14 protein-coding genes are annotated in these 13,035 nt (G+C 68.0%); 2 read left to right on the top strand and 12 right to left on the bottom strand.

What is annotated here, in order from left to right:
• Positions 1 to 50 precede the first annotated feature (50 nt).
• Genes F624_RS0121465 through F624_RS0121440 form a run of 6 tightly spaced genes read right to left on the bottom strand, consistent with a single transcriptional unit; the run spans position 51 to position 6,105 of the window.
• On the bottom strand, positions 51 to 1,247 hold the full coding sequence (locus F624_RS0121465) for an alpha/beta hydrolase family protein (RefSeq protein WP_019576414.1): 1,197 nt from the start codon (positions 1,245 to 1,247) through the stop codon (positions 51 to 53).
• A gap of 3 nt (positions 1,248 to 1,250) precedes the next feature.
• Complete coding sequence (locus F624_RS0121460; RefSeq protein WP_019576413.1) at positions 1,251 to 2,039, bottom strand: enoyl-CoA hydratase/isomerase family protein; 789 nt, start codon at positions 2,037 to 2,039, stop codon at positions 1,251 to 1,253.
• Positions 2,027 to 2,428: a type II toxin-antitoxin system VapC family toxin gene (gene vapC / locus F624_RS0121455; protein ID WP_019576412.1), complete on the bottom strand. Its 402-nt coding sequence runs from the start codon at positions 2,426 to 2,428 to the stop codon at positions 2,027 to 2,029. Before vapC ends, F624_RS0121460 begins: the two co-directional genes overlap by 13 nt.
• Complete coding sequence (locus F624_RS0121450) at positions 2,425 to 2,727, bottom strand: type II toxin-antitoxin system VapB family antitoxin (protein WP_019576411.1); 303 nt, start codon at positions 2,725 to 2,727, stop codon at positions 2,425 to 2,427. The genes vapC and F624_RS0121450 overlap by 4 nt, the downstream gene beginning before the upstream one ends.
• A 41-nt stretch (positions 2,728 to 2,768) precedes the next feature.
• A complete protein-coding gene (locus tag F624_RS0121445; RefSeq protein WP_019576410.1) occupies positions 2,769 to 4,373 on the bottom strand; it encodes a carboxyl transferase domain-containing protein in 1,605 nt (534 codons plus the stop codon).
• Positions 4,374 to 4,380: 7 nt separating this feature from the next.
• Complete coding sequence (locus tag F624_RS0121440; protein WP_031255788.1) at positions 4,381 to 6,105, bottom strand: AMP-binding protein; 1,725 nt, start codon at positions 6,103 to 6,105, stop codon at positions 4,381 to 4,383.
• A gap of 181 nt (positions 6,106 to 6,286) precedes the next feature.
• Between F624_RS0121440 and F624_RS0121435 the strand changes: the two genes are divergently transcribed.
• Complete coding sequence (locus F624_RS0121435) at positions 6,287 to 7,273, top strand: AraC family transcriptional regulator (protein WP_019576408.1); 987 nt, start codon at positions 6,287 to 6,289, stop codon at positions 7,271 to 7,273.
• 123 nt (positions 7,274 to 7,396) lie between these two features.
• A complete protein-coding gene (locus F624_RS0121430; RefSeq protein WP_031255786.1) occupies positions 7,397 to 8,074 on the top strand; it encodes a glutathione S-transferase family protein in 678 nt (225 codons plus the stop codon).
• Positions 8,075 to 8,110: 36 nt separating this feature from the next.
• On the opposite strand, the gene F624_RS0121425 is transcribed toward F624_RS0121430, so the two are convergent.
• The 6 genes from F624_RS0121425 to F624_RS0121400 all read right to left on the bottom strand — a co-directional run bounded on the left by F624_RS0121425 (position 8,111) and on the right by F624_RS0121400 (position 13,029).
• Complete coding sequence (locus F624_RS0121425) at positions 8,111 to 8,776, bottom strand: HAD family hydrolase (RefSeq protein WP_031255784.1); 666 nt, start codon at positions 8,774 to 8,776, stop codon at positions 8,111 to 8,113.
• A 31-nt stretch (positions 8,777 to 8,807) separates the two neighbouring features.
• Positions 8,808 to 9,251 carry a YchJ family protein gene (locus F624_RS0121420; RefSeq protein WP_019576405.1) on the bottom strand — a complete coding sequence of 148 codons (444 nt, stop codon included), beginning with the start codon at positions 9,249 to 9,251 and terminating at the stop codon, positions 8,808 to 8,810.
• A gap of 74 nt (positions 9,252 to 9,325) precedes the next feature.
• A complete protein-coding gene (locus tag F624_RS0121415; RefSeq protein ID WP_019576404.1) occupies positions 9,326 to 10,456 on the bottom strand; it encodes an acyl-CoA dehydrogenase family protein in 1,131 nt (376 codons plus the stop codon).
• Positions 10,457 to 10,505: 49 nt separating this feature from the next.
• Positions 10,506 to 11,174, bottom strand: coding sequence for an SDR family oxidoreductase (locus F624_RS0121410; RefSeq protein WP_019576403.1), 669 nt, complete (start codon positions 11,172 to 11,174; stop codon positions 10,506 to 10,508).
• Positions 11,175 to 11,204: 30 nt separating this feature from the next.
• A complete protein-coding gene (locus F624_RS0121405) occupies positions 11,205 to 11,828 on the bottom strand; it encodes a pyridoxamine 5'-phosphate oxidase family protein (RefSeq protein ID WP_019576402.1) in 624 nt (207 codons plus the stop codon).
• 19 nt (positions 11,829 to 11,847) lie between these two features.
• Entirely contained in the window at positions 11,848 to 13,029 is a 1,182-nt protein-coding gene (locus F624_RS0121400) for an acetyl-CoA C-acyltransferase (RefSeq protein WP_019576401.1), read from the bottom strand.
• Between the last annotated feature and the right edge of the window lie 6 nt (positions 13,030 to 13,035).

Here is a 13,035-nt window from a genome sequence, read left to right as displayed (position 1 = left end):
CCCCACGGTTGGCAATCAGAATTTTCTTGAACATACGGTGGTCTCCAAAATCACGGTGCCCAGACGACCTGGTCGTCCACGGCGTACAGCTTGCAGGCTTGGCCTTTTCGGGCCTGGCAGAAGCCCAGGGCGCGGCCCACGGCCCAGTCGCCGGTGGCCCAGCCCACGTTGCCCGAGGGGCCGATGGCGAAAGCGCGGGGTGCAGGGGCGGCGAGAAATTTGCGGTAGAAGCCTTCGCGGGCGCTCTCGCTGATGGGCACCTCGTTGACGGCATCGATGCGACGCTGGCCCTGGGCCGGCGGCACGGTGGGCACACCGGGCCGGGTGAAACCCAGCCGGGCCAGGTAGGCCTCCACCAGGGGCACCCAATGGTCCATGTCGGCATTCATGCCGTTGTGGCCGTCCTTGCCCGACGCGGGCAAGGTGTGGAATTCAGCCAGGCCGCCACCCGCCGTCCAGGCCTGTTGCCAGCGGCGGGGGTTGTCCTCGCCCCAGTACTGGTCGTTGGCCCAATACAGCCACAGCATGGGCACCCGGGCCTCTTTGGCCTGGGCCTCCCAGGCCTTGGCGACCACAGCCGGGCCGCAGGGGTTGCCGGCCCGGCGCTCAGGATCGCCGCCAGTCCCCCCCGAGAAGTTGATGCCCCCCACCAGCCCGGCGGGGTGGCGCGCGACCGTGGCGACGGCCGTCAAACCGCCGACGGACTGCCCCATGACCAGCCAGCGCGAGGTGTCGATGTCAGGCTGGCTCTGGGCATAGGCCAGGGTGGCCAGCACCTGGTCCGAAGCGGCCTTGGCCATGGGCTCGATGCGCATGGCATTGCAGGCGCCGCTGTCTTCGGGGTCGAAGTCGCCGTAGGTTTCCCAGTAACCCAGGCGTGTGGGCAGCATCACGGCAAAGCCTTTGGCGACCAGGTAGCGCGCCATGTGCTCATAGCGCTGGCGCCCCTGCTGGGCGCGCTTGTCCCGGGTGGGCCGGCCGTGGTTGAGGATCACCAGTGGGTGCGGGCCGGCCCCGGCGGGACGGAACACCGTGATGGGGATCTGACGCGTCTCCTGGCGTGCATACAGATCGCTCACCGTGACAGGGATGTGCTGAATCTCCTCGCGCAGATCGGCCGCGAGCACAGGCTCGGCGGGCGGTGTTGCGGCGGGGTTCTGCGCCCCCGCCTGGCCCAGCGGGCCCAGGGCGAGCATGAGCAAGCCGGCCAGGCCCAGGAGACGCGAACGTGTCGACAGGCTGCGCATGGCTCAACCCTGCAACCAGTTCGGCTTGCGCTTTTGCAGAAAGGACTGGATGCCCTCACGCCCTTCGGGGCTGACGCGCACATCGGCGATGCGCTCGACGGTGGCCGCGATCAGGGCCGCATCGATGTCGTGCCCGGCCACGTCCTGCACCAGGCGCTTGCTCAGGCGCACGGCCTCGGGGCCGGCCGCCAGCAGGGCCGCCGTGACGGCATCCACCCGGGCGTCCAATGCCTCGGCGGCCACCACCTCGTGGATGAAGCCGATGCGCAGGGCTTCGGCCGCGTTGAAGCGCTCGGCGGTCAGAAAGTAACGGTGCGCCGCACGCGCGCCCATGGCCCGGATCACATAGGGGCTGATGGTGGCGGGGATCAGGCCCAGCTTGACCTCGCTGAGGCAGTAATGGGCCGTGTCGACGCTGATGGCCACATCACAGGCGGCCACCAGGCCGGTGCCACCGGCATAGACATCGCCCTGCACGCGGGCCACGGTGGGTTTGGGGCAGGCGTAGACCACGCGCAGCATCTCGGCCAGTTGCCCGGCATCGGCCAGGTTCTGCTCGCGGCTGTAATCGGCCATGCTGCGCATCCAGTGGAGATCGGCGCCCGCACAGAAGGCCGGGCCCAGGCCGGCCAGCACGATGGCCCGCACCTCGGGGTGTTGCCCCAGATCGCGGAAGGCCTGGGTGAGTTCGGCGATCACGGTTTCGTTGAAGGCGTTGCGCACTTCAGGGCGGTTCAGGGTGACACGGGCCACGGGGCCGGTGTCGACGGTGATGGTGCTCAACTCGGCCATGTTTGAAGTCCTCTCAAGGTTTCGATCAGGTCAAAATCTGCGTCGCGGTGCAGCAGCTGATGGCCCTGGTGGATGCAGAAGCTGGCCAGCAGAATGTCGATGGGGCTGCGGATGGTGACGCCTTGTGCACGCAGCTCGCGGTACTCGCGGGCCGCCAGCAGAGCGGCTGATGAACCACCCAACTGGACCTGCGGCAGACTGCCCAGGTAGTGCTCGGCCAGGTCCAGCGCGCGGCCGGAGCGGAAACCACGCAGTACCTCGAACATCACCAGATCGGCCACCGCGATGTCACCGCGATTGCCTTGCAGCAATGCCCCCAATGCCGTGACAGCCCGGTTGCTGCGCCCCGCAAAGAAGTCGATCCAGACACTGGAATCCACCAGAATCACGGGCGCCGCCTTTTGGCTGGACGAGCCACTGCAGATTCCGCCTTGTAGCCAGGGGCAGGCTCTTGCGCCAGCGCCATGGCGGCGTCTTGCTGGCTTGCCGTCTGGGCTTGAACCTCGGCCCAGCCCTCGTCGGAATCATCCCAGTTCAACTGGCCTCGCAGAGCCAGCAAGCCGTCGTAGATTTTTTTACGCGCCAGCAGTCGCAAACCAGCTTCGACGGCTTCTTTTTTGGTTTTGAACTGCCCGGCCTCCATGGCAAGGGCCAGCAGCTCGTCGTTGATGTCGATATTGGTGCGCACAGCAGACCTCGGATGTGTATAGATTTAGAAAAATATACACATCACATGCGGAAGACGCCAAATCGAGTGTCTTCGATCGGCGCATTGCGGGCGGCCGACAGGCCCAGGGCCAACACGCGGCGGGTGTCGGCGGGGTCGATCACGCCGTCGTCCCACAGGCGGGCGGTGGCGTAGTAGGGGTGGCCCTGGTCTTCGTACTGTTGGCGGATCGGGGCCTTGAAGGCTTCTTCTTCGTCGGCGCTCCATTGGCCACCCTTGGCCTCGATGCCGTCGCGCTTGACCGTGGCCAGCACGCTGGCCGCCTGCTCACCCCCCATGACGCTGATGCGGGCGTTGGGCCACATCCACAAAAAGCGCGGGCTGTAGGCGCGGCCGCACATGCCGTAGTTGCCGGCGCCGAAGCTGCCGCCGATGATGATGGTGAACTTGGGCACGCTGGCCGTGGCCACGGCCGTGACCATCTTGGCGCCGTTGCGGGCAATGCCTTCGTTCTCGTACTTGCGCCCCACCATGAAGCCGGTGATGTTCTGCAAAAACACCAGCGGGATCTTGCGCTGGCAGCACAGTTCGATGAAGTGGGCGCCCTTGAGGGCCGATTCGGAGAACAGGATGCCGTTGTTGGCAATGATGCCCACGGGCATGCCCTCGATGCGGGCAAAGCCGGTGACCAGGGTGGTGCCGAAGCGGGCCTTGAACTCGTCGAACTCGCTGTCGTCCACGATGCGGGCGATGATTTCGCGCACATCGAAAGGCTTGCGGGTGTCGGTGGGGATCACGCCGTACAGCTCGCTGGCCTCGAAACGCGGCGGCTTGGCCACGTCAGCGGGCACCGGGTCGGCCTTGCGGGCGTTCAGGTTCTTCACGACCTGGCGCGCCAGCGCCAGCGCGTGCAGGTCGTTCTGTGCCAGGTGATCGGCCACGCCCGACAGGCGGGTGTGCACATCGCCACCGCCCAGGTCTTCGGCCGTGACCACCTCGCCGGTGGCGGCCTTCACCAGGGGCGGGCCGCCCAGGAAGATGGTGCCCTGGTTCTTGACGATGATGGTCTCGTCGCTCATGGCGGGCACGTAGGCACCGCCGGCCGTGCAGCTGCCCATCACCACCGCGATCTGCGAGATGCCCTGGGCGCTCATGTTGGCCTGGTTGAAGAAGATGCGGCCGAAGTGGTCGCGGTCGGGGAACACCTCGTCCTGGTTGGGCAGGTTGGCGCCGCCCGAATCGACCAGGTAGAGGCAGGTGAGGTGGTTCTGTGCCGCGATCTCTTGAGCCCGCAGGTGTTTTTTCACCGTCATGGGGTAGTAGGTGCCGCCCTTGACGGTGGCGTCGTTGCAGACGATCAGGCAGTCCACCCCGTTGACGCGGCCGATGCCGGTGATCACGCCGGCGCAAGGGGCCGCATCGCCATACATGGCGTGGGCCGCCAGCGGGCTGAGTTCGAGAAAAGGCGTGCCGGGGTCCAGCAGCATCTGAACCCGCTCGCGCGGCAGCAGCTTGCCGCGCGCCGTGTGCTTGGCCCGGGCGGCCTCGCCGCCACCGGCCGCCGCCTTGGCGACCTGCACGGCCAGGTCGTCGACCACGGCGCGCATGGCGCTGGCATTGGCCTGGAACTCGGCCGAACGGGGGTTGAGTTTGCTTTCAAGAATCATGGGGGCCTCAGGCGGTCTTGGTTTCTTCAAGACCCAGTTGGGTCTTCATCTCATCGCGGATCTTGAACTTCTGGATCTTGCCGGTGACGGTCATCGGGAAGCCCGACACAAAGCGGATGTAGTGCGGCACCTTGTAATGGGCGATCTGCCCCTTGCAGAAGGCGCGCAGCTCGTCTTCGGACAGGGTCTGGCCGGGCTTGACCACCACCCAGGCACACAGCTGCTCGCCGTACTGCCGGTCGGGCACACCGACCACCTGCACATCCTGCACCTTGGGGTGGCGGTACAGGAACTCTTCGATCTCGCGCGGGTAGATGTTCTCGCCGCCGCGGATGACCATGTCCTTGATGCGGCCGACGATGTTGACATAGCCCTCGGCATCCATGGTGGCCAGGTCGCCGGTGTGCATCCAGCCCTGGGGGTCGATGGCTTCGCGGGTCTTTTCTTCATCACCCCAGTAGCCGTGCATGACCGAGTAGCCGCGCGTACAGAGCTCGCCCGAGCTGCCGCGGGGCACGGTCTCGCCGGTTTCGGGGTTGGCGATTTTGACCTCCAGGTGGGGCTGCACCAGGCCCACGGTGCTGACGCGCTTTTCGAGCGGGGTGTCGGTGCTGCTCTGGCAGCTGACCGGGCTGGTCTCGGTCATGCCGTAGGCGATGGTGATCTGGCCCAGGTGCATGTCGGCCACCACGCGCTTCATCACCTCGATGGGGCAGGGCGAGCCGGCCATGATGCCGGTGCGCAGGGTGTGCAGATCGAACTCTTTGAAGCGGGGGTGGTCCAGCTCGGCGATGAACATGGTGGGCACGCCGTGCAGGCCGGTGCAGCGCTCGTCCTGCACGGCCTGCAGCACGGTCAGCGGGTCGAAGCCGTCGTTGGGGTAGACGATGGTGGCGCCATGGGTGAGGCAGGCCAGGTTGCCCAGCACCATGCCAAAGCAGTGGTACAGCGGCACGGGGATGCACAGCCGGTCTTCGGGCGTGAGCTTCATGGCCTCGCCGATGAAGAAGCCGTTGTTCAGGATGTTGCGGTGGGTCAGCGTGGCGCCCTTGGGAAAGCCGGTGGTGCCGCTGGTGAACTGGATGTTGATGGCCTGTGTGGCCTTGAGCGTGGCCGCAAACGAGGGCAGGCGCGGGTCGAAGCGGTCGCCGCGGGCCAGCAGGCTGGAGAAGCGCAGCATGCCGGGCTCTTCGGCGCCCTCGCCCTCGACATCGATCCAGACCACGCTGCGCAGCTCGGGCAGGCGCTGCGCCTGCAACTGGCCCGGGACACTGGTGGCCAGCTCGGGCGCCAGCTCACGCAGCATGCCCAGGTAGTCGCTGGTCTTGAAGCGGGCCATGCTGACCAGGGCCTTGCAGCCCACCTTGTTGAGCGCGTACTCGACCTCGGAGGTGCGATAGGCCGGGTTGATGTTGACCAGCACCAGGCCCACCTTGGCGGTGGCCAGCTGCATCAACACCCATTCGGCGTTGTTGTGCGACCAGATGCCGATGCGGTCGCCCACGGTGAGGTTCAGCCCCAGCAGCGCACTGGCCAGCTGGTTCACCTCGCCCTGCAGCTGGCGGTAGGTGTAGCGGCGCCCCTGGTGCAGGCTGACCAGGGCCTCGCGCTCGGGGTGGCGCTCGACCATGGCGTCGAAGAAGTCACCGAGGGTGTCCTCGATGAGGGCGATGTCGGTGCGACCCTGGGCGTAGCTCAGGGCCACCGGGGCGGCGGAATCGGCTGGGGCCATGTGTTTGTCTCCTCTGACGGGGCGTCGCCCTCGGGGGGCGTTGCTCCGCAGGATACGTCGGCGGCCCGAAATTGCCGAGGCCAAGAAGGTTGCAAATCACGCCACAGGCCGGCACACTTGCCGCATGTCGCCCGAGCCCCGCCGCCCCCCTCTTCCAACGCCCCAGCCAGCCGCCACGCCGATGGCTTTTGTCAAGGCCATCCTGCAGGCCTACGAACGACGGGGACTGGCGCCGGACCAGGCCCTGAGGACGGCACAAATCACGCCAGAAGACACTCTGGATGCGCAAAAAAAAGTCACGGCCCTGCAGTTCGAGTTGCTGTCGGGCGCCGCCATGCAGGAGCTGGACGACGAGGCCCTGGGCTGGTTCGGGCGGCGCCTGCCCTGGGGCAGCTACGGCATGCTGGCCCGGGCCTCGATCAGCGCCCCGTCGCTGGGCGTGGCCCTGAAGCGCTGGTGCCGGCACCATGGCCTGATTGCCGACGACATCACACTGAGCCTGAATGTGCAGGGCCGGCACAGCAGCATCACCATCACCGAGCACCGCGACCTGGGTGAGCTGCGCGAGTTCTGCCTGGTGTCGGTGCTGCGCAACATCCATGGCCTGGCCTGCTGGCTGATCGACTCGCGCCTGCCGCTGCAGCAGGCGGCCTTTCCCCTGCCGGCACCGGCCCATGCGGAGGTCTATCCGCTGTTGTTTCCGGGGCCGGTGGTGTTCGGGGCGGCGCAGGCGGGCATCCACTTTGACGCACGCTACCTGGAGATGCCGCTGCGGCGCGACGAGACCGCACTCAAGCAGATGTTGCAACGCGCCCTGCCCTTGACCGTGCTGCAGTACCGGCGCGACCGGTTGCTGGTGCAGCGGGTGCGCCAGCTGCTGGCCCGCCAGCCGCAGGACACGCAAAGCGCCGAGGCCCTGGCGCATTGGTTGCACATCTCGCCGCGCACCCTGCACCGGCAGCTCAAGGACGAAGGCGCCACCTTGCAGGCCCTGAAGGACGAGGTGCGCCGCGAGCGCGCCACCGAACTGCTGCTGCGCACGGGCCGGCCGATCAAGCAGGTGGCCGAGGCGGCAGGCTTTCGCAACGAGAAGAGCTTCATGCGGGCCTTTCGCGACTGGACGGGGCAGTCGCCCGCGGAGTTCCGGCGCCAGGCCGGCGCCGGCTGAAGCCTCAACGCCAGCCTGGCCGGATCACCGTGGCCGAATTTGCACCGGCCGTGGCACAGCCCGGCGGGCCGGTGCCGCTACGCTGTGGGCAGCGACCGCATCACCCCCTGGAGACAAGCCCCCATGATCACGCTGCATCACTGCGTCAGTGCCCGTTCATTCCGCCCCCTGTGGATGCTGGAGGAGCTGGCCCTGCCCTACCGTTTGCGCATGCTGCCCTTTCCGCCCCGGGTCTGGCAACGTGACTTTCTGGCCGACAACCCGCTGGGCACCGTGCCCTTGCTGGAGGACGGCGCCGTGCGCATGACCGAGTCGGCCGCCATCTGCCAGTACCTGAGCAGCCGGGTACCCGGCACCCCGCTGGCCGTGGCCCCCGACGAGCCGGATTACGCCGCCTGGCTGAACTGGCTGCACCAGGGCGAGGCCACCCTGACCTTTCCGCAGACGCTGGTGCTGCGCTATGGCCGCTTCGAGCCGCCCGAGCGGCGCCAACCCCAGGTGGCGGAGGATTACAGCCGCTGGTTTCTGGCCCGGCTCAAAGCGGTGGACGCGGCACTGGCCACGGGCGCGCCCTGGCTGTGCGGCGGGCGTTTCACGGCCGCCGATGTGTCGGTGGGCTACGCCTTGATGGTGGCCGGTCACCTGGGCCTGCTGGAACGCATGAGCCCGGCCATCCAGGCCTATTGGCAGCGCCTGCAGCAGCGGCCGGCCTTCATGCGCGCGCTGGCCGCGCAGCACCAGGCCGCCCTGGACCAGGGCGTGCCGACCACCCCGGCGCCGGACACCGGGCCACCGGCCTGAAGCCAGGCCGCTTCAAGACCCAGCCACGCCCCTGGTTCAGCAGCCCAGCAAGGCGGGCAGCTCCGCCATGCTGCGGAACACCTGCACGGCGCCCGCGGCCAGCAGGGCGCCACGGCTGTCGTGCAGGGTCTGAGACGGCAAGTAGGCGAACACGGTGGCCCCGGCCGCCACGCCCGCCGTGACCCCGGTGACGGTGTCTTCGACCACGGCACAGCGGCGCGGGTCGGCCTGCAGAAAGTCGGCCGCGGCCAGGTACACGTCGGGGGCGGGTTTGCTGCGCGGCATTTCGTGCCCGCTGAAGATGCGCCCCTCGAAGTAGGGGCTCAGGCCCACCTTGTCGAGTTGCAGATTGACCTTGAACCGGTCGGCCCCCGAGGCGCAGGCAATGCGCCCCTGGTGGTGGGCATGCACCCGCTCGACCGCGCCGTGCACATGCTCGACGGCGGTGAGGCGCTCGTTCAGGGCCGCATTGCGACGGGCGTAGAACTCGGCCATCCAGGCATCGGTCAAGGGTTTGCCGGTGCGGGCCTCGATGTTGGCCCGCTCGTCACGCACCGCCTTGCCGACAAAGACGCGAAAGCACTCCTCGGCGCTCATCACCCAGCCCGACTCTTCGAGCATGTCGCGCAGCAGGCCGTTGGTGATGGGTTCGCTGTCCACCAGCACGCCATCACAGTCGAACAGCACCGCATCGAATCGCATCATGGTTGAACTCCAGAATTCAAGATTGGCTTCAAGAAGGGCGGGCGGCAGGGAACTCGCCGTCCACGTAGTACCAGCGCGGCAGGCCCTGGCCGTCGGCCTCGGGCCGGGTCTGGCGCACGAAGCGGCTGCGTTCATGCAGGCGCACGGCGCGGCCCTGCTCCCGGTAACGGGCCACGAACTCGACCTGGGCGCGCTCGCCATCGGGCCAGTGACCGCGCAGTTCCAGGCCCAGCCAGCGCGGTGCGGGCTCGAAGCTCAGCTCGCTGGGGCGGGTGTCGGGGTGCCAGGTGGCCAGCAGGTAGTCGCGCCGCTGCAGCACGAAGGCGCTGTAGCGCGAGCGCATCAGGCTTTCGGCGTCCGGTGCGGGCGTGTGATCAAAGTGGTCGACAAAGCGCCCGCAGCAATCCGCCCAGGCCAAGGGGCGGCGGCGAGCGTCCAGGCGGCCGCAGGGGCAGGGGTCAGAAGGAGCCATCACGCAGACAGGCCGTTGCCGGCCGGGGCAAAGGCCCGGATTCTACGAGACGGCGGCCGGGGCGGCCCGCCCAATCAGGCCAGGGCGCGCTGGATGATGATCTTCTGCACGTCACTGGTGCCTTCGTAGATCTGGCACACGCGCACGTCGCGGTAGATGCGCTCCAGCGGAAAGTCTTTCACGTAGCCATAGCCGCCCAGGGTCTGGATCGCGGCGCTGCAGACCTTCTCTGCCATCTCGCTGGCAAAGAGCTTGGCCATGGCGGCTTCCTTGAGGCAGGGGCGGCCGGCGTCGCGCAGGGCGGCGGCATGCCAGATCAGTTGGCGCGCCGCCTCCAGTTGGGTGGCACAGTCGGCCAGGCGAAAGCCCACCGCCTGGTGGTTGAAGATGGCGGTGCCAAAACTCTCGCGCTGCTGGGCGTAGTCCAAGGCCACTTCAAAGGCGCTGCGCGCCATGCCCAGGCTTTGCGCGGCAATGCCGATGCGGCCGCCTTCCAGGGCCGACAGGGCGATCTTGTAGCCCTCGCCCTCGGCACCGATCAAGTTCTCGGCCGGGATGCGACAGTTGTCGAAATTGATCTGGGCCGTGTCGCTGCTGTGCTGGCCCAGCTTGTCCTCCAGCCGAGCCACCACATAGCCCGGGTTGGCGGTGGGCACCAGAAAGGCACTCATGCCGCGCTTGCCGGCGGCCTTGTCGGTGACGGCGATCACGATGGCCACGTCACCGTTCTGACCGCTGGTGATGAACTGCTTGACGCCGTTGATGACGTACTCGTCGCCCTGTTTGACCGCCGTGGTGCGCAAGGCCGAGGCATCGCTGCCCACGTGGGGCTCGGTCAGGCAGAAGGCGCCCAACATGCGGCCCTGGGCCAGGGGCACCAGCCATTGCTGCTTCTGGGCCTCGTTGCCATAGCGCATCAGGATGGCGTTGACCGGGCAGTTGGTGACGCTGATGGCCGTGCTGGTGCCGCCGTCGCCAGCGGCCACCTCTTCAAGCACCAGGGCCAGGCTCACGTAATCCAGCTCGGCGCCGCCATAGGCCTCGGGCACGCAGATGCCATAGGCTCCCAGTGCGGCCAGGCCCTGGTGGGCTTCTTTGGGAAAGTGGTGCTCGCGGTCCCAGCGGGCGGCATGGGGCCAGAGTTGCTCGCGGGCGAAGTCGCGCACGGCGTCGCGGATCATTTCCTGGTCTTGGGTCAACAGCATTCGGGTCTCCTGGATCGTTGTTCTGAGGGGGCTTCGGCCTGCGCAGGCTTTACCAGTGGCTGGCGCGGCGGCCATCGTGGTGCAGCAGGCGCCCACGGTCGGCCGGGGTGAGGCCGGCCAGGGTGCGGCGCAGGCCCTGCACGCTTTGCTCGACCGTCAGCGGAGCGGACTCGCCCCCCATGTCGGTGCGCACCCAGCCCGGGTCGATGGTGACCAGGGTGGCGCGTGGGTAATCGTGCTGGGCCGCGGCCACCGCCATGTTGAGTGCGGCCTTGCTGACACGGTACAGCCAGGCGCTGCTGTTGGGCACGCTGCCGATCTGGCTCATGGAACTGGAGATGGCGGCAAACACACCGCCCGCCTCTTCGACCATGGGCATGATCTGGGGCAGCACCTGCATGGCCCCCAGCACATTGGGGTGCATGACGGCATCGAAGTGCTCCCGCGTGGGTGGGGAGAGCGCGTTGCCGCGGTCCATGACGCCGGCCACATAGAGGGCCAGGTCGATCTTTTCGCCATCAAGCTGCCACGACAGGCCGCTGACGCTGGCCGGATCGGCCACGTCCAGCTTGAGCACCTGGGCGCCCAGGTCTTGCAATTGGCTGCGCGCGTCATCACTGCGCACGGTGGCGATGACGCGCTCGCCGGCGGCCAGCGCCTGGCGCGCCAGTTCCAGGCCGAGGCCGCGCGAGGCGCCGATGATCAAAGTGGTGCTCATGGGGATGCTCCGTGAAACAGGCCTCGGGCTTCAGCCCAGGCCTTCCTGTTGCAGTTGGGCCTGGTAGCGCGCCACCATCTGGGCCTGTGACTCGGGCGCCGTGGCCAGCCCGATCTGGTCGTGCAGCATCTCGCCCAGGGTGGGCAGCACGCTGCGCGGCTGCTGGGCCTCGGGCCGCCACAGGCGCGAACGCATGAAGGCCTTGGCACAGTGGAGGTAGGCCTCTTGCACCCGCACCTCAATGACCAGCTTCGGGGGCTGACGCCCTTCGGCAAAGCGCTGGGTGAACTCGGCCTCGTCGCGCAGCCGGGCCTGCCCGTTGACGCGCAGGGTTTCGTCCACACCCGGGATCATGAACAGCAGGCCGATGCGCGGGTCTTGCACCAGGTTCTGCAAGGTGTCGAGGCGGTTGTTGCCCGAGGAATCCGGCAACAGCAGGGTGTGCTCGTCGGGGGTGTGCACAAAGCCAGGGGCTCCGCCACGCGGCGAGGCGTCCAGCCACTGACCCGCAGCCCCTGCCGAGGCCAGCACGCAAAAGGGCGACAGGCTGATGAAGCGCCGTGCGTGCCGGTCGAGTTGCGCCATCTGCTTGAGGCGCGGGCGCTCGGCCGGCGGTGGGTACAGGGCGCGCAGTTGCTCCAGGGTGCTGATCATGGGCCGCCTCAGGGGTTCATCAAAGCAGCTCGAGCGCCAGCGCCGTGGCCTCGCCGCCGCCGATGCACAGGGTGGCCAGGCCGCGCTTCTTGCCACGGGCTTTGAGCGCGTGCAGCAGCGTGACGATGATGCGGGCGCCGCTGGCGCCGATGGGGTGGCCCAGGGCGCAGGCCCCACCGTTGACGTTGACGATGTCGTGCGACAGCTTCAGCTCGGTCATCAGCGCCATGGGCACCACGGCAAAGGCCTCGTTGATTTCCCAGAGGTCGACGTCGGCGGCCGACCAGCCGGCCTTGGCCAGGGCCTTCTGGGTGGCGCCCAGCGGGGCGGTGGCAAACCACTCGGGCTCCTGGGCGTGGGTGGCGTGGCTGACGATGCGGGCCAGGGGCTGGCAGCCCAGCTTCTGGGCGGTCGCCTCGCGCATCATCACCAGGGCGGCGGCGCCGTCGTTGATCGACGAGCTGGAGGCGGCGGTGATGGTGCCGTCTTTCTTGAACGCGGGCTTGAGGCCGGGGATCTTGTCGAGCTTGACCTTGCCGGGGCCCTCGTCCACCGAGATGACGGTCTCGCCTGAGCGCGACTTGACGGTGACCGGTGCGATCTCGGCTGCGAAGGCGCCTGACTCGGTGGCCGCCTTGGCACGCTGCACGCTGGTGACGGCAAAGTTGTCCTGCTGCTCGCGGGTGAAGCTGTATTTGGCGGCGCAGTCTTCGCCGAAGGTGCCCATGGAGCGGCCGGGCTCGTAGGCGTCTTCCAGGCCATCGAGCATCATGTGGTCAAAGATGCGGTCGTGGCCCATGCGGTAGCCGCCACGGCCCTTCTGCAGCAGGTAGGGGGCGTTGGTCATGCTTTCCATGCCGCCGGCCACCATCACCTCGTGGGTGCCGGCGAGCAGCATGTCGTGCGCGAACATGGCGGCCTTCATGCCCGAGCCACACATCTTGGACAAGGTGACGGCCCCCGCCCCCTTGGGCAGACCGCCCTTGAACGCGGCCTGGCGCGCCGGGGCCTGGCCCTGACCGGCCATCAGGCAGTTGCCGAACAGCACCTCGCCCACCGCATCGGGCGAGACGCCTGCGCGCTCGACGGCGGCACGGATGGCCACGCCGCCCAGGTCGTGGGCCGCGAGGCTGCTGAAGTCGCCCTGGAAGCTGCCCATGGGAGTGCGGGCGGCGCCGACGATGACGATGGATTCGGACATGGTGAT

This window comes from Curvibacter lanceolatus ATCC 14669, from assembly GCF_000381265.1.
Classification (GTDB): domain Bacteria; phylum Pseudomonadota; class Gammaproteobacteria; order Burkholderiales; family Burkholderiaceae_C; genus Curvibacter; species Curvibacter lanceolatus.
This window is presented reverse-complemented; position numbering and strand designations above follow the sequence as displayed.

Excerpts from the sequence above, each read along its gene's own strand:
- F624_RS0121465 (WP_019576414.1), bottom strand. The coding sequence starts at position 1,247 with ATGCGCAGCCTGTCGACACGTTCGCGTCTCCTGGGCCTGGCCGGCTTG.
- F624_RS0121460 (WP_019576413.1), bottom strand. The coding sequence starts at position 2,039 with ATGGCCGAGTTGAGCACCATCACCGTCGACACCGGCCCCGTGGCCCGT.
- F624_RS0121445 (WP_019576410.1), bottom strand. The coding sequence starts at position 4,373 with ATGATTCTTGAAAGCAAACTCAACCCCCGTTCGGCCGAGTTCCAGGCC.
- F624_RS0121440 (WP_031255788.1), bottom strand. The coding sequence starts at position 6,105 with ATGGCCCCAGCCGATTCCGCCGCCCCGGTGGCCCTGAGCTACGCCCAG.
- F624_RS0121435 (WP_019576408.1), top strand. The coding sequence starts at position 6,287 with ATGGCTTTTGTCAAGGCCATCCTGCAGGCCTACGAACGACGGGGACTG.
- F624_RS0121430 (WP_031255786.1), top strand. The coding sequence starts at position 7,397 with ATGATCACGCTGCATCACTGCGTCAGTGCCCGTTCATTCCGCCCCCTG.
- F624_RS0121425 (WP_031255784.1), bottom strand. The coding sequence starts at position 8,776 with ATGCGATTCGATGCGGTGCTGTTCGACTGTGATGGCGTGCTGGTGGAC.
- F624_RS0121420 (WP_019576405.1), bottom strand. The coding sequence starts at position 9,251 with ATGGCTCCTTCTGACCCCTGCCCCTGCGGCCGCCTGGACGCTCGCCGC.
- F624_RS0121415 (WP_019576404.1), bottom strand. The coding sequence starts at position 10,456 with ATGCTGTTGACCCAAGACCAGGAAATGATCCGCGACGCCGTGCGCGAC.
- F624_RS0121410 (WP_019576403.1), bottom strand. The coding sequence starts at position 11,174 with ATGAGCACCACTTTGATCATCGGCGCCTCGCGCGGCCTCGGCCTGGAA.
- F624_RS0121405 (WP_019576402.1), bottom strand. The coding sequence starts at position 11,828 with ATGATCAGCACCCTGGAGCAACTGCGCGCCCTGTACCCACCGCCGGCC.
- F624_RS0121400 (WP_019576401.1), bottom strand. The coding sequence starts at position 13,029 with ATGTCCGAATCCATCGTCATCGTCGGCGCCGCCCGCACTCCCATGGGC.